At 48.1% G+C, this 18,006-nt stretch carries 14 protein-coding genes, 1 pseudogene and 1 riboswitch; of the genes and pseudogenes, 10 read left to right on the top strand and 5 right to left on the bottom strand.

Annotation, left to right across the window (positions count from 1 at the left end):
- Positions 1–159 precede the first annotated feature (159 nt).
- Entirely contained in the window at positions 160–1,074 is a 915-nt protein-coding gene (locus M0415_RS00985; protein WP_249555961.1) for a polyprenyl-phosphate transporter, read from the bottom strand.
- Positions 1,075–1,311: 237 nt separating this feature from the next.
- On the opposite strand from M0415_RS00985, the gene M0415_RS00980 reads away from it, so the two are divergent.
- The 4 genes from M0415_RS00980 (at position 1,312) to M0415_RS21505 (ending at position 4,288) form a co-directional block, all read left to right on the top strand.
- Positions 1,312–1,806, top strand: coding sequence for a hotdog fold domain-containing protein (locus tag M0415_RS00980; protein WP_011717831.1), 495 nt, complete (start codon positions 1,312–1,314; stop codon positions 1,804–1,806).
- Positions 1,807–1,920: 114 nt separating this feature from the next.
- A complete protein-coding gene (locus M0415_RS00975; RefSeq protein WP_011623549.1) occupies positions 1,921–2,358 on the top strand; it encodes a nucleoside deaminase in 438 nt (145 codons plus the stop codon).
- Positions 2,359–2,502: 144 nt separating this feature from the next.
- On the top strand, positions 2,503–3,747 hold the full coding sequence (locus M0415_RS00970; protein ID WP_249555962.1) for a DUF418 domain-containing protein: 1,245 nt from the start codon (positions 2,503–2,505) through the stop codon (positions 3,745–3,747).
- Positions 3,748–3,937: 190 nt separating this feature from the next.
- Complete coding sequence (locus M0415_RS21505; protein WP_425383132.1) at positions 3,938–4,288, top strand: DUF1294 domain-containing protein; 351 nt, start codon at positions 3,938–3,940, stop codon at positions 4,286–4,288.
- An 8-nt stretch (positions 4,289–4,296) separates the two neighbouring features.
- Here M0415_RS21505 and M0415_RS00960 read toward each other — a convergent pair whose 3' ends face one another.
- Positions 4,297–4,905, bottom strand: coding sequence for a TetR/AcrR family transcriptional regulator (locus tag M0415_RS00960; protein WP_249555964.1), 609 nt, complete (start codon positions 4,903–4,905; stop codon positions 4,297–4,299).
- Between the two features lie 251 nt (positions 4,906–5,156).
- Here M0415_RS00960 and M0415_RS00955 point away from each other — a divergent pair, with 251 nt between their 5' ends.
- Positions 5,157–5,636 carry an HPP family protein gene (locus tag M0415_RS00955; RefSeq protein ID WP_249555965.1) on the top strand — a complete coding sequence of 160 codons (480 nt, stop codon included), beginning with the start codon at positions 5,157–5,159 and terminating at the stop codon, positions 5,634–5,636.
- Between the two features lie 131 nt (positions 5,637–5,767).
- On the opposite strand, the gene M0415_RS00950 is transcribed toward M0415_RS00955, so the two are convergent.
- On the bottom strand, positions 5,768–7,099 hold the full coding sequence (locus M0415_RS00950; protein WP_249555966.1) for a short-chain fatty acid transporter: 1,332 nt from the start codon (positions 7,097–7,099) through the stop codon (positions 5,768–5,770).
- Positions 7,100–7,319: 220 nt separating this feature from the next.
- Between M0415_RS00950 and bamJ the strand changes: the two genes are divergently transcribed.
- The 3 genes and pseudogenes from bamJ to M0415_RS00935 form a co-directional block, all read left to right on the top strand.
- On the top strand, positions 7,320–7,790 hold the full coding sequence (bamJ, locus tag M0415_RS00945; RefSeq protein WP_088210532.1) for a BamJ family beta-barrel-assembly machinery protein: 471 nt from the start codon (positions 7,320–7,322) through the stop codon (positions 7,788–7,790).
- A 216-nt stretch (positions 7,791–8,006) separates the two neighbouring features.
- Complete coding sequence (locus tag M0415_RS00940; RefSeq protein WP_249555967.1) at positions 8,007–9,035, top strand: DUF4062 domain-containing protein; 1,029 nt, start codon at positions 8,007–8,009, stop codon at positions 9,033–9,035.
- A 62-nt stretch (positions 9,036–9,097) separates the two neighbouring features.
- A pseudogene (locus M0415_RS00935) lies at positions 9,098–9,337 on the top strand (FKBP-type peptidyl-prolyl cis-trans isomerase); the annotation flags it as partial.
- A gap of 70 nt (positions 9,338–9,407) precedes the next feature.
- Here the strand turns inward: M0415_RS00935 and M0415_RS00930 are convergent.
- On the bottom strand, positions 9,408–12,014 hold the full coding sequence (locus M0415_RS00930) for a glycosyl hydrolase family 18 protein (protein ID WP_249555968.1): 2,607 nt from the start codon (positions 12,012–12,014) through the stop codon (positions 9,408–9,410).
- A 108-nt stretch (positions 12,015–12,122) separates the two neighbouring features.
- A riboswitch (cyclic di-GMP riboswitch) is annotated at positions 12,123–12,211 on the bottom strand.
- Positions 12,212–12,715: 504 nt separating this feature from the next.
- A complete protein-coding gene (locus M0415_RS00925; RefSeq protein ID WP_011717840.1) occupies positions 12,716–13,507 on the bottom strand; it encodes an ROK family protein in 792 nt (263 codons plus the stop codon).
- Between the two features lie 361 nt (positions 13,508–13,868).
- Here M0415_RS00925 and M0415_RS00920 point away from each other — a divergent pair, with 361 nt between their 5' ends.
- On the top strand, positions 13,869–15,683 hold the full coding sequence (locus M0415_RS00920; protein ID WP_249555969.1) for an aminopeptidase P family protein: 1,815 nt from the start codon (positions 13,869–13,871) through the stop codon (positions 15,681–15,683).
- Positions 15,684–16,156: 473 nt separating this feature from the next.
- On the top strand, positions 16,157–17,725 hold the full coding sequence (locus M0415_RS00915; RefSeq protein WP_249555970.1) for a methyl-accepting chemotaxis protein: 1,569 nt from the start codon (positions 16,157–16,159) through the stop codon (positions 17,723–17,725).
- Positions 17,726–18,006 lie beyond the last annotated feature (281 nt).

Genomic DNA, 18,006 nt, shown 5'->3' with positions numbered 1-18,006 from the left:
AACGGATGCACAACATCGACTGCGTGCACTCTGAGGCGCGATTGTAACTTAACGGACCAGCAAAATAACATTGCCCAAAAGTCGAGGACATTCCATTGGCCTTAAAACATAAAAGCAGCGAATATCGCTGCTTTTATTCATATCATCCACAGGATTGGCTTAATCCCGTTTGCCGACCTTCTCTAAACCCCAAACTAAGGCAATGGCCGCCAACATACACACAACAGCTAACATCAGCTGTGAAGGTTGGCCCGTCACTTGTTCAAAATTCAGCGGCGAAATATTTTGCTCCAATAGCGGCACTTGTTCACCGTGGGAGTTAGTACGCCAAGTTAAGGTTTGTTTCCAAGGCCAAATTTTACCTAAGGTGCCGAGCATCAAGCCCGTGAGAAACACTACGGTCGCATCATGGTATTTACGCAGCAAGGCCGAGAGTAAATGGCTAAAGCTTAAAATCCCCAGCAAAGCGCCAACGGCAAAACAGGCCAAGATATCGATTTGGATATTTTTTGCCGCCGCGAGTACCACTGGATATAAGCCGAGCAATAATAAGATAAAACTGCCCGAAATCCCCGGTAATACCATGGCACAAATGGCAATCGCACCGCCGAAGAAAATATTTAAATAGCTGGCCTCGACCGACACAGGGTTCAGCACTGTGATCACCCAAGCAGCCAAAACTCCTAAGGCGAATAATCCCAAACGCGCCAGCGTAAAACCACTCACCTGCTTAAGCATGTGCACCACAGAGATGATGATGAGGCCAAAGAAGAATGACCAAATCGGAATGGGATGGGCCACCAGCAACCAAGAAATCAGTTTAGCGAAGGTAAAAATACTGGTTAGGATGCCCGCTAATAGGCTCAGTAAAAATCCGCCATTGATATGTTCAAAGGCGCCTTTAATCCCCTTCGATTTAATCACGCTCCAAAGGGACGGATTAATACGTTTAACGCTTTCGAGCAGGGTATCGAGAATCCCGGTGATAAAGGCGATAGTGCCACCCGAAACCCCAGGCACCACATCGGCGGCACCCATGGCCATTCCCTTAAAATAGGTCAGCAAATATTTCACTGTGAGTCCTTGTAGTTAAATCATTATGACGTGTCATTGATGACAAATTTGTCGTGATTATACGGTGTTAGCGTAAAAACCGCGAAATGAAGTTTACTTAATTCGGCCGACTGGCATTTAATGTTATCCCAATGTTACACTCATCCGACCAGAAAGAAACAGGCACGTCGCTAAGCATTAAAAATATCAGCGGCCCAAGACTAACACCTTAAGTTTGCACTCCGATGAAGGATAACCATGAGCCCTAACGCACAAACCCCAAACGCTAAGCCCAATAAGGTTCTCGCGCTTTACCATAAAACCCAAGGCTGGCCCTTTGGCCAAAAAATCTTCTCTATCATGGTATCACGCATGGCGCCTTATTTTGGCACCATCAAACCACTGATCACTGAATTGCGCCTTAACCACTGTGCTTGCCTGATAAAAAAACGTCATGCCGTTCATAACCATATAAAAACCGTGCATGTTATTGCCATCTGTAACGGCTTAGAAATGGCGATGGGCGTGATGGCCGAAGCATCGATTCCAGCGCACCTGCGTTGGATCCCCAAGGGCATGAGCCTAGATTACACCGCCAAGGCGGGCAGTGATATTTTATGTGTTGCCGAAGTCACCCCAGAGCAGTGGACGCCCGGCGATATGCTGGTGCCAGTTACCGCCTACGATACCCAAGGCGTGGTGGTCGTAAAAGGGCATATCAAGTTATGGATTTCAGAAAAGCCGCAGAAATAAGCCAAGGCACATCAACCCAAACTTAATCATCAATCGAAATCACCACTTAGGTTGTCTTGCTCAACGCTTGCAGGCTGCTATGCTAAGCCAAACAACCTAAGACAGGGGTTCAAAATGGATGAATTTTTACAGGCCGCGATTGATGAGGCCAAACAAGGATTAGCCGAAGGCGGTATCCCCATTGGTTCAGTATTAGTGATCGACGGGAAAATTGTCGCCCGCGGCCATAACAAACGCGTGCAACAAGGCAGCGCCGTGCTGCACGCCGAAATGGATTGCCTCGAAAATGCCGGCAGACTAACCGCCGCCGATTATCAAAAGGCCACACTTTATTCGACTCTCTCCCCCTGCGATATGTGTAGTGGGGCAATATTACTCTACGGCATCCCTAAGGTGGTGGTCGGTGAAAATGTCACCTTTCAAGGGCCTGAAGCCTATGTGCAGTCCCGCGGAGTTGAGGTGACTGTGGTAGACAATCATGAGTGCAAACAGTTAATGCGCGATTTTATCGCCGCCAAGCCACAACTGTGGAACGAAGATATTGGCGAATAGCCAATATCTTTCAAAGCGGTTCACGCGCCCAACGCTTTAATTAGTTGAGTGTTCATTGGTTTGAGCGCCTGTTAAGCTAGCGCCTTGTATTATTAACTCAATCTCGCCGAGCTGACTCGGTTAATTATCCCCAATAGCAAAAGGATGCCTGCTATCAAATCTATCACTCAAGCTGCCCAGGATCCTTGGGGAAATCCCGTCGATTCGACTCACACGCCCCATCAGCCTATCCCAACTGAACGTAATGCCAACCTCGATGCCATACGCGGGCTAGCAGTATTGGGGATATTTTTTATGAATATCTATTTTATGGGGATAAGCTTTTATGGCTATGCGCCCCATCAAATCCCATTGCTCACAGACCAAGTGCTCGAAGCCTTTAGCAATTTCTTTATTGAAGGGCGCTTTATCAGCTTGTTTTCCATCTTATTTGGCGTTGGGCTTTATATTCAGTACCAACGATTTAGCGATAAAGGCTTAGCGGCCTATTCACTGCTGCGCTCACGCTTGAAATGGTTGATTGTCTTTGGCCTGATCCACGGCATCATTATCTGGCCCGGTGATATTTTACTGACCTATGGGATCAGCGGCTTTTTAGCACTCTGCTATCGAGATGCCAGCATCGCCGAGTTAAAACGTAAGGCCAATATTTTTATTTTCAGCTCGTTAGTGGTTATCTGCTTAATCAGCATCATGGGCAGTGACGAACTCTTTACCCGCGAATCGCCCTTATTCACCGAACAATACAGCGCTTGGACATCGGGTTATGCCAATCAACTGCTTCTGCATGTCATGCAGGTCGGTTACATGGCGCTGGTCATTCCCTTCACCTTAATGTGGTTTACGGGCGGACTGATGCTGCTCGGAATGGCGCTCTATCGCCAAGGTAGCTTCGAGCAGGGATTTGAGCAAAACACCTTAATCAAGCTGGTTTTAGCCAGCTTAGCGCTCTCCGCCCTAGATACCCTGCTGAGCTTAACTCAAAACCCAACATTGGTGATGTTTTCGGACATCATAGTCATGCTAAGTGCTATCCCTACCGCACTGATTTATGTCCATATATTGGTTAAAATCTGCCAAAATCGCTCGACAGTGTTAAGGCCTTTGCAAAATGTCGGCAAACTCGCCTTTAGCCTGTATATATTGCAATCCATTGTCGGTGTGTTTATCTTTCGCCACTTTGCTCCCGAGTTACTATTAACCCTCGATAGGGGCGGTTATATGGCGATAGCGCTGGGTTACTCGCTGCTGCAATTGCTACTCGCAAGCTTGTATTTACGCTACTTTCACCAAGGACCGCTCGAAAAACTCTGGCGCCAGCTTGCCTTTAAGTCCATCAACGCTAGTAGCCATTTGAACCCAAACAATGAACAACAAAAGAGCCAGTAAAACGCCGTCCGCTCCAGTACATGAACGAAGAGCGACTCAACAAAGAGTGAATCAGCGAAGAGTGACTCAATCTAGAGCCACAGAACCAAGAGTTGCGAAATCAAAAGTGGCAAAACCAAGAGCCACAGAACCAAGAGTCACGAAATCAAAAGTGGCAAAACCCAGAGCCGCGCGCTCGCATCAGAGTTCGATGCCTTTATTATTAGCACTGGTTTTTCTGGCGATGTTAATCGGCGCCGCTTGGTGGCATATGCTGCCACTCGCGATTGTGGGTTTATACCTGCTGCTGAGTTTATGCACCTTTATCGCCTACGCCTTCGACAAATCGGCGGCGCGAAAAGGTCGCTGGCGCACCAAGGAAAGCACCCTGCATCTAATGTCTCTCCTCGGTGGTTGGCCCGGCGCACTGTTTGCCCAGCATTTACTACGGCATAAATCGGTCAAAGCCGCCTTTCGTCAATTGTTTTGGCTCACGGTCGTGACCAACTTAGCCCTGCTGGGTTATGGGATCCAAACGGGTTTCATGGATAGATTGATTTAACCGTCACGCTAATGTGTTTCTATTTCAATCAATTGCTCGACAACTTTTAATGCCTGCATAGCGGCACCTGTGTCACCGCGTAGCTGCGCCGATACTATAGCGCCTTCCTTCAATAGGCATAGGGTATCGACAAGATAAGCCGCTTTTGCCTCGGACAAGCCCAAGGCCGCCACTTGCCGACCGATTAAATCTGCCACCCGCTGTTTATGCTCGGCACATAAACGATGCACTGGATGGCTAGCATCGGTAAATTCGGCACTCACATTGATAAAAAAACAGCCCCGAAACTCACACAACTGCGGCACTCTTTGATTAAACCAATCATCGAGCGCCATAAATAACGCGCGGATCCCCGCCTTACCCACCTCGGCCGCCTGTACTCGCTCGCTTAACCATTGATAAAACACTTGATCGCGGTACAGGACCACGGCTTCGACCAACTCATCCTTACTCGCAAAATGATGGTACAAGGTTTTTTTGGCAATCGCCGACTCCTGCAAAATCTGGTTAATACCCACCCCATGTACGCTCTGAAAATAAAACAGTTTAAATGCCGTGCTGATGAGCTGTTGACGTTTATCTAAGGGCATATCTGACAAGACTTCCAGTTGTGGCATATCGCCTTCCTCTGCAATTAGGATTTAAGCGTATCTTCTCACAGGTAGACAACTCAGTCTACCTGTGCAATGATAACAAGTAGACAGATTGGTCTACCTATTGAAGATTCAACACAATTAAGTGCAACGCGGCCACCTGGATGGAGTCAACGGGCAACCCAACACTGTCCTCCCCAAGCCGCAGCCATTGATATTCACCATATAAACCACAGCCCTTGCGCGATAGCCAAGTTGGGCTCAAAGGACACACAATGAAAGTGATAAGCCAACAACAATTAAAACCAGCACTGCTCGCCGGCATAGGCGCCATGTTATGTATCAGTGCCCTAGCAAGCTTGGAGCAAATGAGTTCGCAGCTGTTGTGGCTGATGGCCCCCTTTGGTGCCACTATGGTGATTTTATTTGCCCTTCCCGATAGCCCATTGGCGCAGCCAAGAAACATTGTCTGCGGCCACTTACTGACCAGTCTGATGGGACTTATCATCCTCCACAGTGTAGGCGTCTCACCGCTAAGCTTAGGATTAGCCGTAGGGGCGGGAATCGCATTGATGATGCTGACCCACACAGTGCATCCTCCTGCAGGAGCAAATCCGCTGGTTATTATGCTGACCGCGCAAGGGTGGGATTTTTTATATTCGCCAGTCGCCAGTGGTCTAGTGCTGATCCTGTCCTTTGGCTGGCTGTATCATAATCTGCTGTGTCGACGCCCCTATCCGCAGAAATGGTTTTAAACTGTGTCAAAACATTAAAACCTAAGCGTTTTACATATTTGGGCATGAACTGGATACAGAAGAGAATAAAGAAGAGGATAAAAATAAAGGGCAAGTGAGATTGCCCTTTATCAAAAACCGTAAGTATTCGCTTAAAACCAGCTTAGGGCGATACTGATAATCACCCCGGTGATCAGCAACTGCATTAAACAGAACCCCATGATATCCCTCGCCTTTAATCCGGCGATCGCTAGCACTGGCAACGCCCAGAAAGGCTGGATAAGATTGGTCCACGCATCACCCCAAGCCACGGCCATAGCAACACGTGCCACATCGGCACCCAAGGCTTCGGCGGCGGGCAACATTATCGGCGCCTGCACCGCCCATTGTCCGCCCCCCGAAGGTACGAAAATATTCACAATCCCGGCACTGATAAAGCTCCAAAATGGCAGGCTTTCGGCGCTGGCGATGGCCACAAAACCTTCGGAAATACTCTGGGCTAATCCCGATTGCACCATCACCGCCATAATGCCAGCGTAAAAAGGAAACTGGATAACGATACCCGCGCCGCCTTTGATGGCTTCGTTGAGACTCAGCAATAAACTGCGTGGCGTTTGATGCAGCACGATGGCGAGAAATAAAAATAAGAAGTTGACTAGGTTAAGGTTTAAGCTGCCGCCCTGCACAGCAAAGTAGTAGCCTAAGTAAACGAGTCCCGCGCCGCCCACGCTCCAACCGAGCAAGCGACTGTTTTCTAATTTATCCGCAGGGCGAGTCGTCGTATTGGCCGTTAACTGCGCCGCGTTATCGTCTGCGGCCCCATCCTCAAGAGCCTTAGGATCGACATAGACACCGTCTTTCTCTTCGGGCAGCATAAAGCGGTTTACCAGAGGCATCACCACAAACAAAATCAGCACTAACAGCAGGTTAAAGCTCGCGAAGATGGTCTCGCTGGTGGGGATAATACCGATTTGTGATTCAGAGAAATGCCCCGCCGTGGCAATGGTTAGCGGAATCGAGCCCGCTAAGCCGCCATGCCAAACCACAAATCCCGAGTAAGCACTGGCGACCAATAAACGGTAATCCACACGAACTTTACGCGCTAAGGCCTTCGCGAATAAGGCGCCGACCACTAAACCAAATCCCCAGTTAATCCAACTGGCGGCGAGTGAAACCAGTGTTACTAAGATAATCGCCTGTGGCGCCGACTTAGCGAATCCAGCGATGCCATCGAGTAATTTCTTAATCGGTGGCGAGCTGGCGAGCATAAATCCCGCCACCAGCACTAATAGCATCTGCATCGAAAAACTCAGCAGTGCCCAAAAGCCATCGCCCCAGTAATTGATGACTTCGAGTGGGGTTTTCTGCTCAGCCACCACGGCCGAAATCAACACCACTAAGGTTAAGAGCAAGACAAAGATATAAGGGTCGGGTAAATAACGGTCGACGAGTTTGACCAGAGGTTTTGCCGCTTTGGTTAACATAAGACTGTCCTTGTTTATTCTTCTTATCTGTTTTTATTGAGTTTTTGTAGAGTCTAATGCCACAGGTTAAGCGATCTCTAAAACGGGATAAAGCCTTTAGCCATTTTAAAAAGTGAGAAAATGTAACGCGGATCATCCAGTACCGCGCCAAACCGAGGCGCTAGCCACTTCGGCTAAAAAACTGATAACATGGCCAAAATTGACTGAGGTGCTCCTTAAAATGAAAATGTTACTTGCCGTTGTTGTGATTGCTGGGGTGATTTTTTACTTCTTTACCTCGATGAATAACCAAAAAGCGGCCCAAGAAAATATCCGTTTAGGTAATGAGTTTTTAGCGCAAAACAAAAACCAAGAAGGGGTGAAAACCACCGCCTCGGGATTGCAATATCAAGTGTTACAGCAAGGCACTGGCACGGTTCATCCTAAGGCGAGTGATACAGTGACTGTGCATTACCACGGCACCTTAATTGATGGCACTGTGTTCGATAGCTCGGTCGAGCGCGGTGAACCCATTGCTTTCCCACTCAATCGCGTGATTAAAGGCTGGACTGAAGGCGTGCAACTGATGGTCGAAGGCGATAAGTACCGCTTCTTTATTCCAAGCGAACTGGCATATGGCAACCGCAGCACTGGCAAAATTGGCGGCGGTTCGGTACTGATTTTTGATGTTGAGCTAATCAAGATTAACTAAATGTATGCTCTACAAATGGAGGCCTCCAATCTCAACGGGGGCCTTTTTATTTGACTTAATAAGTTAATCCGAACGGATAATTTATCAATTTAGCCTGTACTATAAGCCACTTAGCTCTTATTCACTTCAAACAATTGTTGACACCTCTCGCCAATAGTTTAAACATAACCCTATTCACCTCGATATTTTTAGACTTCAGTTGTAAAGGATTGCACATTGGCCATTCCCAGAGTATTCATCAGCTCCACCTGTTACGACTTAAAGCACATCAGAGAAAATCTGAAATACTTTGTTAAAACTATAGGTTACGAGCCTGTTCTATCCGATGATGGTGATGTTTACTACAGTGTCGATAAGAACACACATGATGCTTGCCTTGCGGAAGTCTCAACTTGCCAACTGTTTATCTTAATCATAGGTGGGCGTTATGGTGGTGAACATAAAGATAAAGAAGGCTCTATCACTAACAACGAATATCGTGAAGCGGTTAAAAATAAAACGCCAATTTTTGCATTGGTTGAAAGTGCAGTGTATTCCGACCATTACACATACTTATCCAACAAAATAAGCAACCCTGATTTCTACGAAAAAATCACCTATCCAAGCATAGATAACATCAAAATCTTTGGTTTCATTGACGAAGTTAGAAAAAATAGCCTTAACAATGCAATAGTTTCATTCAACGATTTTTCTGATATGGAAACATATTTGAAGAAACAGTGGGCAGGTATGATGTATGACTTGCTCGCGGAAAGAACCAGAAACGGTAATGCCAAAATAACCAATAGGTTAATTGATGATCTGACAATAGCTGCGAAGAAATCTGAAGAGTTAATCAAGGTATTACTTAGAACAACTGATACCGAACAAGTAGAGGATAAAATTAGCAAGATTGAGTTAATAGCTAAAGCTAGAAGTTTCCCAAATTGGCTAGCAACTTTGTTCGACTCAAATATCATATCAGCATGGAGTGCTGACGAACTTCCTGACCCCAAAGAACACAAATATTGGTATGAATTTTTGCTTGCAACAAATGATTTCGTTACTACTACTGATGTTAAAAATGGTATAGAAACTTATTACTTACATGATAAAGCAAATACTTATATTGAACTTGGACCTAAACTTGACTCAAAGAAAGACGATCCTATTTTCCGTGAAATCCAATTAGCGTTTGAAGCGTTACAACAAGTTGACCCAGACATACAAAAACCAATATTAGAAGAATTAGTTTTTGGATTCTAATCATATTTTTACAGAAGATTTAACATTGCAGAATAAGTCATATAAAAAACTGTAGTTGTGTTTTTAGCAGCACCTTAATTGGTGGCACTGTGTTCGATAGCTCAGTCGAGCGCGGTGAACCCATTGCTTTCCCACTTAATCGCGTGATTAAAGGCTGGACTGAAGGCGTGCAACTGATGGTCGAGGGCGACAAGTATCGCTTCTTTATTCCAAGCGAACTGGCCTATGGCAACCGCAGCACTGGCAAAATTGGCGGCGGTTCGGTACTGATTTTTGATGTTGAGCTGCTAAAGATTAATTAATCTGACGCTGTAATTCTTAATAAAAAGCCCTGCATTGCAGGGCTTTTTTAATGTCTTTAATCCCTATCGACTAAGGGCAAGACGCCGCGCCAATATCCGTCCATACCGCAGCAACCCCAGGGACATCTCCCTTGGTCCAGTATTTGGCTTGCCACTGACGACCGTTATAGCTGGTGGTTGCACCGCCGTTATAGGCAACGCCCGCATCCCAGCCTAACTCAACCTGACTCAGCAATTGCCATTGGTCGGCGGTTCTTGATGGTGTGTTACCTTGAGTCCAGTATTTTGCCTTCCAAACCAGTTGGTTATAACTCACGGTATCACCCGTGTTGTAAATGCTTGTCGCATTCCAGGCAGGATAGTTGGCCGCATTGGGGTCAGTTGCATCACATTGACCGCCCGTCGCCTTAGGCGTCACGGTTAAGGTCAAGGCAGCACTGGCATCTAAGGCGCCATCGGAGACCAATACACTCAAACTGTATTGGGTCGACTGAGTAACCGTCGGCGCCGTCACCACCAGTGTGGCACTGTTTTGTCCACTCGCCGCCACGCCGCTGGGCACTGTCCATACGTAGGTGAGGCTGTCGCCATCGGCGTCAGTCGCCGTCGCATTGATGCTCACCGATTGCCCCGCTTCAACCGTCACACTCGCTGGTACAGTTACCACAGGCGCTTGGTTTGTCGTCTCGGCCTTATGGGTTAAAGTCACTGTATCGGTTGAAGATAATCCTTCGGGATCTGTGACTTGCAGACTAAACACATACACCACATCCGACGCCGCCTCACTCAGTTGCACCAGAGCATTGGCCATATCCGCATTTCTGATACTTAAGCTTGGGCCCGAGACTTGGCTCCATTGATAACTCAAGGCACCATTTTCAGGATCCCGCGACGCGCTACCATTTAGCGTGACATCCGCAGTGCCCGTTACCGTGATATCTGCTCCCGCATTGGCTATCGGCGCTTTGTTCGCAGGTGGCGTGGTGCCCTCACCATGGCCTAGGCCTTCGTGCATGGCATTGAGTATGTCGCCATTATCGGCGTCAATTTCCCAGGCGAACAGACCACCGAGCTGATTGGCCAGCACGTATTGGCCCTTGGCTTTAACAGAGCGCGCATCGTCGAAGGTAATTAAATCGCCCGTTGATGCATTAAAGACCGATGGCGCTTCGGCGGTTTCATCATAGGCATAGCTCCAACCTGCCCCCATATAATCCTTAGCAATCTGGCGATAATCCACCAGGCCCGCTTCCCAAGTGCCCTTCACTTTGCCCGTGGCGGTGCCCGTGAAAGGATTGTTACCGCTATAACCATTCACCCCAGTCCAGCCGCGGCCGTACATAGCGGCGCCGACCACAATCTTACCCGGCGTCACCCCTTGAGAGAGCAACGCTTTTACGCCTTTGTCCGTGGTGTAACGGGTATTAGGATCCCAGCTCGCCTCATAGAGATTGGTTTGATGTCCAAGCTCAGTATTGGTCCAGCCACCATTAAAGTCGTAACTCATCAGGAAGATGTAATCCATATATTGCTGCGCCGCCTGATAATCGACCTTAGCAATCTTATCGCCGCCCGCACTGATGGCCGAGGTCAACTCATAGCTGCGTCCGGTTTCGGCGCTGAGTTCATCGAGCATCGCCCGCAGTTCACGCATCAGGGTGACATAGGTTTCCCCATCATTGGCATTCCCTAAACTTGGGTTAGCGCCACTGCCTCCGGGGAATTCCCAGTCGATATCGACACCATCGAAGAACTTCCAGGTTTGTAAAAACTCCTTCACTGAGGCGACAAAGGTATCGCGCTTGGTTTTATCTCCTAAAAAGTAGAAGGGATCCGAGAGCGTCCAGCCACCAACGGAGGGGAGGATCTTCAAATCGGGATAGGCTTGTTTTAACGCCATCAATTGGCCAAAGTTGCCTTTGTAGGGATCGGAATACTCACTCACCCCCGCCTGCGGCATTTGTACCGCCGCCCAAGGGTCGTGAATCGCTACTTTAAAATCGGCACGGCCAGCACAGGCGCGCTGCAATGCCTCAAAGCTACCTTCGATTTCCTTTAAGCTGTCGTTGATGCCATTGCCGCCACAAATCGGGGTAAAGCCATATAAAATATGGGTTAAGTTTTGTGCTGGGATCTTATCGACGGGGAATTTACGTCCATAAACACCCCACTCCACAAAGTAACTTCCCACCACTTTGCCGGATTTATTCGCATAGGGACGATTGTTTTCCTTCAAAGGCGCATTGAGTGGCAGTAAATGGCTGCCATCGGTATCGGCGACTAAGATTTCCCTCGCATCACTGGCACTACAACCTTCGTTATTACAAAGCTGCACGCGCATTTGATAGCGCCCGCCCTTATTGACCTTGAAATTGGCCGTCCCCGCCGCACTCGATGGACCTTCCCATGCCACATTTCCATCGAGTAACACCTGCGCCTTATTGCCGATGTCGCCGTTATACAAGTTCCACGTCACGGACACATCGGCGGCATCTTTAACCGTCACTAATTGGTTATAGGCTGAGGCGGCTTGATTCACCTCGATAATGGCAAACTTGGTTTCCCCCCAACCTAATGTCGGTTTACCGGGGAGCGCTGCAAAGGCTTGAAAACTGGCAGCAGAGGCCAGCACCGAGGCCACCAGCATCGCCGAGGTGGAGATTTGAGTCTTAAACATGAGATTTCCCTATTGAGTAAGTTATGCATCAATAAGGCAAACAAAGCGTAGACAGGAAACAACACTCTTAAAACCATGTGCGTACAACGGCAGCATGAAGAAACAACCTGTGGTATCCCCGCTATCATAGGTACAAACGAACCCTTAGACCGGAGGCTTTGCGTCCCAATCTTTCGATTGGTTTGCCTTTCACACTAATGACAACGTTGTCATTACGTTAATTAGCATATGCCGCGATAGTGTTAAATTGCAACTAAATATTAACAAACGGGCCGTTGTACCGATTATCAACGCAGGATTGGCTTTAAAGAAAAGTAGAACCATTGAGTACAAAAAATAAGCAATAAATTGTATTTAAAAGGATTGCTTAAACCATAGAGTCGTATCATCGACTCACCTAGCCAATAGGAGAGACAATAAAAATAAATCGAAAGTCTTAAGAAAGCGGTTATGCAGGACGCCGCTCGATAACTCGTGCAAACAAAAATGCGGTCATCGAACAAGGTGATATGCAGAGTGCGCTGCAAACACACAAATCCGATGGCCGCATGCTGTTGTTCTCGACCCAATCAGAATCAATATCTGAGCCAATATCTGAGCCAATATCTGAATCAATATCAGCGTCAGCAAGCCAAGATTGATAGCCGGAACGAACCTATCACGCCTCAATCTTGGCCTATTCGCACCTCAATCGAATGCCGTTAGGCGGCGTCCTTCGAGTAATCCCTTGCCAAGATCACCGATAAGCCACGGCAGACTAAGGTCTCCATATCATCGACACGATTAATCTTCATTTCGGCTAACGGTGCACTGAGGGCCATGCGTCTTAAACTATCGAGACAACCCTTGTAGTACGGCGCGCTGTTCATCATGCCACCCGCTAACCAGATCCGATTAGGATTAAACAGATTGACCGCCCACGCGAGCCCCATCCCCAGATAAGTACCGGCGAGATATAAATCATCGGCGGTAGCAATCTTACGGCTGCGGATAGAATCGCCGCTGGCGAGCTGCTCAAGACTAAACTCCCCCGCCTCCGTCATCACCCGGCAATGCCCAAGCTCCCCCGCGACTCCCGTGGCCCCCGTAAAAGCCTTGCCACTCAACGCGATCGACATGCCAATCCCAGTGCCGCACATGACTAACAACTCACAGGCATATTTTTCATCACAGGTTGCCTGCATACCGGCGTCGATATCATTGCAGATAAACTTAAGTTCGCCTTGGGTTTTCAAGGTTTCAAAGCTTAGCCCATTGAGACCGGGCAAAGATTTACAGGACACCAAACGATTCTGTTGTACGAGTCCAGGTACAGCGATCGCTAAATGGTAATTCTGTAAATCATAATCCCGTTCCAGCGCCGCGATTTGATCATTTAAATCTTCAATTTTAAAGCCTTCACCCGTGGGGATTTTATATTGTTCTGTATGCCCCTTGAGTTGAAGTTCGAACAGGGCTTTGCTACCGCCCACGTCTATTGTTAATGTTTGCATCGCCAACTCCACTGATACATGTGCTCCCCTCTGACCCCGAGCGGAGATGGCGAATGTTAGCATAATGGGCCAATATTAGCGATTGAATAAAACTTAAGTAGCTAATTTGTAAGAATTAGTCGGAAGGACTGAGTGATAAAGATAACATTTCAATTTGAGAATTCGCCTAAGATCACAGCCCTTGTTACTGCAAAGTGATGCTTCAAAAACAAAATTGTATACAAAATCCTTTATTCCATCCCCTTGCATCTTAGCCATTGAGCTTGCGATAATCGCCGCCAATTCGCATCCTTTTCGCCAGCATTACGCATTATAATTTGGTCGCCTACGTCAGCCGCCAATGCCAATATTTGGAGCCCCTATGTCGTTAGAATCGTCATCATCCCAACAACCTAATAAGATTGCTAACCGTCTTGCCGCCATTCGTAGTGAACTCGCCAATGCCAATTTAGATGCCTTTATCATCCCGCGCGCGGATGAATACTTGGGCGAATATGTGCCTGAGCATAACGAGCGTCTGTACTGGGCAACGGATTTTACTGGCTCAGCGGGCATGGCCATTGTCTTAAAAGACAAAGCCGCCATCTTTACCGATGGTCGTTATACGGTGCAAGTGCGTCTGCAGGTTGATGCAAATCTCTTTAGTTATGAAAGCCTGACCGACACACCACAAATCGAATGGCTATGCGATACGCTTGCCGCTGGTTCACGTGTGGGCTTCGATGCCCGTTTACACACCTTAGCGTGGTTTGAAAACGCCAAAGCGACCTTAGCGAAAGCTCAAATTGAACTGGTTGCCGTCGAACAGAATCCGATTGATAAGCACTGGCAAAATCGACCTGCACCATCGAGCGCAGCTATCACGCTATTTAGTAATGAGAGTGCGGGTAAAACTAGCCTGCAAAAACGAACCGAGATTGGCGCACTAGTCAAAAAAGCGGGCGCCGATGTCGCGCTGATCGCCGCTTTAGACTCCTTCTGTTGGCTACTCAATATCCGTGGTAATGACGTGCCGCGACTGCCGGTCGTGCTCGGCTGCGCGCTACTTCACGCCAATGGCGATATGCAGCTATTTACGGATTTGAACAAACTCCCTGAAGGCATTGAGGAACACGTTGGTACAGGTGTGAGCTTTAAGAGCGAAGCTGCACTTGCCGATACCTTGGCAAGCTTACAGGGCGTGAAACTGCTCGCCGATCCGAACTCTGCCAACGCTTGGGCACAAAATCTCGCCCGCGATGCAGGCGCCAAGTTAATTGCCGGTATTGATCCCGTCTCCCTGCCTAAGGCACAGAAGAATGCCGCAGAATTAGCAGGCATGCGCGCCAGCCATATCCGTGATGGTGTGGCCGTGAGTCGTTTCCTCGCTTGGCTCGATGCCGAAGTCGCCGCCAATCGTCTGCATGATGAAGCAACCCTTGCCGACAAGTTAGAGAGCTTCCGTCTCGAAGATCCACTGTATCGCGAGCCAAGTTTCGATACCATTTCCGCCGCTGGCGCCAATGCGGCCATGTGCCACTACAACCATAACAATGGCACGCCAGCCATGATGACGATGGACAGCATCTACCTTGTAGATTCTGGCGCTCAGTATCTGGACGGCACCACGGATGTCACTCGCACCATCGCCATTGGTAAAGTGACCGATGAACAGAAGAAAATGGTCACCTTGGTATTAAAAGGCCATATCGCCTTAGATCAGGCTCGCTATCCGAAAGGCACTACGGGGCAACAACTCGATGCCTTCGCCCGCCAATATCTGTGGCAACATGGGTTTGATTACGACCACGGCACAGGCCACGGCGTAGGTCATTTCCTCAGCGTGCACGAAGGCCCGCAGCGCATCGGTAAAAACCTCAATGCCATCGCCCTAATGCCTGGCATGGTGTTATCCAACGAGCCAGGTTATTACCGCGCCGACAGTTTTGGGATCCGCTTAGAAAACCTAGTGGTAGTGCAACACTGTGAAGCCTTAAAGGGCGCCGAGCGTGAAATGTATGAATTCGATGCCTTAACGCTGATCCCAATGGATGCTCGCCTTATCGATAAGAGCCTGTTAACCCAAGGCGAAATCGACTGGTTTAATGCTTACCATCAGAAAGTGTTTAACACCTTATCGCCCTTAATGTCGGGCAGTGAGCTTGAGTGGCTGACAAAGGTCACAAAAGCCATCTAACGTTAAGTGGCACAAAACTAAAGCCCAAGCCAATGCTTGGGCTTTTTATTGAGAGTCGCGTCAAGACCCGTTCCACCTATGATGTTACTGTTCTGACAAGCTAAATCACGACATTAGTCCAATAGTCAGGCTGGTGTTTTTCACCTAAGCTCCTACCACTATTTAGGCAAATGAACTTATAACCGCTTTAGCCCGGCATAAGCTAAAAACAGACCTTATACAAAACTCTGAAATTTGCTTTTAAACAGGATAAACACTCGTTTGAAAGCGAATTAAAAATGCAATATTTGCAGAAACTTACAAAATTTAAAAATCATTACTTTTGTTGCGGGTAAAGCTAAAAACCGCTCTCCAATACCCACACAAAAATGATACCATTATCACATAATAAGCCGACTCCAATGAGAGCTGGCACCCGTTTTACCAGTTACATTTACCCAAAAAGTCGTATCGGCCCTGAATGGACACACTAAATGAGCCAGAGTAACCCTAGCCGCAGTAAAACCAGCCAACTCCACAGTAACGCACAGGAAGTCCGCCTCACACCGCAAGACGAATTGATTTCTACCACAGATACCCGTGGGATTATTACCTACGTTAATCAACGCTTTGCCGAAGTCTCGGGTTATAAGCCCGAAGAATTGATCGGCCAGCCTCATAACAAGGTGCGTCACCCAGATATGCCCAGTGCCGCCTTTAAAGAGATGTGGGAAAAGCTTAAATCCGGCCAATCCTGGCGAGGCATAGTCAAAAACCGCTGTAAGAATGGCGGTTTCTATTGGGTCGATGCCTTTGTTTCTCCCCTGTTTGAGAATGGGACTATCATTGGTTATCAGTCGGTGCGTATTCAGCCGCAGGCGGCCTATGTCAGCAAAGCCACGGATATCTATCGCAGGCTAATACAAAATAAACCCATCCCTAAACCACTCAGCTTAATGCAAAAACGTTTTGTCTCTGCCGTCGTCGCGACAACAGGTTTACTGATTGCGGGTTACTTTTGGGGTTGGGGAGTGATTTTCGCAGGGGCGATTCTGATGAGCCTCAATCTGGCGATCTTCTATGATGAGGCCTTTCGCATTCCAGCCAAACTTGTTGAAATGCAGGAGAAATATGACTCTATCAGCCGCTATATCTACTCGGGCGCCGATACCTCATCGATTCTCGATTTCCAATTGATCCTATTGCAAGCCAAGATGAACGGCGTACTTGGTCGCACCCAAGATCAGGCCCACCACTTACATGCGATTGCCGATCAGCTGGTGGTGACGACAGAACAAACCTATGTCAGCCTAGATCAAGAGAAAAACCAGCTAGAACAACTCGCCAGTGCGATGGAAGAAATGAGCTCAACCATTGCCGAGGTTGCACAAAATACTCAACTGACCTCGACCAGTATCAACACCGCCTACGATCTCTGCCTCAAAAGCAGCGCCAATATGAAGGCCAACACCCAAAAGGTTGAGCAATTAGCCAAATCCGTGGCCGATGCCGCCAATAATGCCCATCAACTCAATAAGGAAGCCGAACGGGTGGCCAGCGCCATGGGTGAGATTGACTCGATTGCCGAGCAGACTAACTTGCTCGCGCTCAACGCCGCGATTGAGGCGGCTCGCGCAGGCGAGCAAGGCCGTGGGTTTGCGGTTGTCGCCGACGAAGTACGCGCGCTATCGAGCCGTACCCAATTGTCGACTAACAGTATTTCCCAGAGCGTCGACAAGATGTTCAGCATGCTAAATGCCTGGGCGAAGGAGATGGAGCAGAGCCGTCAGCATGCCGAGCTATGTGCTAACGATATTCAAACTTCTGCTGAGAACGTGAACACCATTTACCAAGAGGTGAGTGAGATCCACACCTTTGCCCAGCAAAACGCGGTGGCCGCCGATCAGCAGCGCCAAGTGGTGCATGAAATCACTAACAACATTCACTCCATCACCCAAACCAGCAGCGAAAACCTCGCCGCCACCCATCAAATTGGTGATGCCGCGAATCATTTAAAACACAATGCCGAAAAGGCCCTCGGTCTACGCCGCGCCTTTGGTTAGTACTCCCGTCGCGCCATTATCAGCTAAGATGATGGCGCGATACTCTCCCTCTAGGTTTGCCCCTCAACAATTTCAACCACATCTAAAACCGCTTACAGATTGTTATAAAATCCCAAAGGGTTAAAAAGTACAGGTTTTAACCGAAAATTTTGCTATACTCCGCGCCCGCCATTTTTCTGCTACAAAGTGCAAAATACTGTGTGGCGGAAATGCGTAAGCAAGTGCATAGGTTTGAAGCACTCTTGTAGTGAAGCGCTGTTGTAATGAATAAAGTGCAGCAG

Source organism: Shewanella sp. 10B (genome assembly GCF_023475885.1).
GTDB classification, from domain to species: domain Bacteria; phylum Pseudomonadota; class Gammaproteobacteria; order Enterobacterales; family Shewanellaceae; genus Shewanella; species Shewanella mangrovisoli.
Note: the sequence above shows the minus strand (reverse complement) of the source record. Positions and strands in the feature narration are given on the sequence as shown.

Excerpts from the sequence above, each read along its gene's own strand:
- M0415_RS00920 (WP_249555969.1), top strand. The coding sequence starts at position 13,869 with ATGTCGTTAGAATCGTCATCATCCCAACAACCTAATAAGATTGCTAAC.
- M0415_RS00975 (WP_011623549.1), top strand. The coding sequence starts at position 1,921 with ATGGATGAATTTTTACAGGCCGCGATTGATGAGGCCAAACAAGGATTA.
- bamJ (WP_088210532.1), top strand. The coding sequence starts at position 7,320 with ATGAAAATGTTACTTGCCGTTGTTGTGATTGCTGGGGTGATTTTTTAC.
- M0415_RS00955 (WP_249555965.1), top strand. The coding sequence starts at position 5,157 with ATGAAAGTGATAAGCCAACAACAATTAAAACCAGCACTGCTCGCCGGC.
- M0415_RS00930 (WP_249555968.1), bottom strand. The coding sequence starts at position 12,014 with ATGTTTAAGACTCAAATCTCCACCTCGGCGATGCTGGTGGCCTCGGTG.
- M0415_RS00925 (WP_011717840.1), bottom strand. The coding sequence starts at position 13,507 with ATGCAAACATTAACAATAGACGTGGGCGGTAGCAAAGCCCTGTTCGAA.
- M0415_RS00960 (WP_249555964.1), bottom strand. The coding sequence starts at position 4,905 with ATGCCACAACTGGAAGTCTTGTCAGATATGCCCTTAGATAAACGTCAA.
- M0415_RS00950 (WP_249555966.1), bottom strand. The coding sequence starts at position 7,099 with ATGTTAACCAAAGCGGCAAAACCTCTGGTCAAACTCGTCGACCGTTAT.
- M0415_RS00980 (WP_011717831.1), top strand. The coding sequence starts at position 1,312 with ATGAGCCCTAACGCACAAACCCCAAACGCTAAGCCCAATAAGGTTCTC.
- M0415_RS21505 (WP_425383132.1), top strand. The coding sequence starts at position 3,938 with ATGCCTTTATTATTAGCACTGGTTTTTCTGGCGATGTTAATCGGCGCC.
- M0415_RS00970 (WP_249555962.1), top strand. The coding sequence starts at position 2,503 with ATGCCTGCTATCAAATCTATCACTCAAGCTGCCCAGGATCCTTGGGGA.
- M0415_RS00915 (WP_249555970.1), top strand. The coding sequence starts at position 16,157 with ATGAGCCAGAGTAACCCTAGCCGCAGTAAAACCAGCCAACTCCACAGT.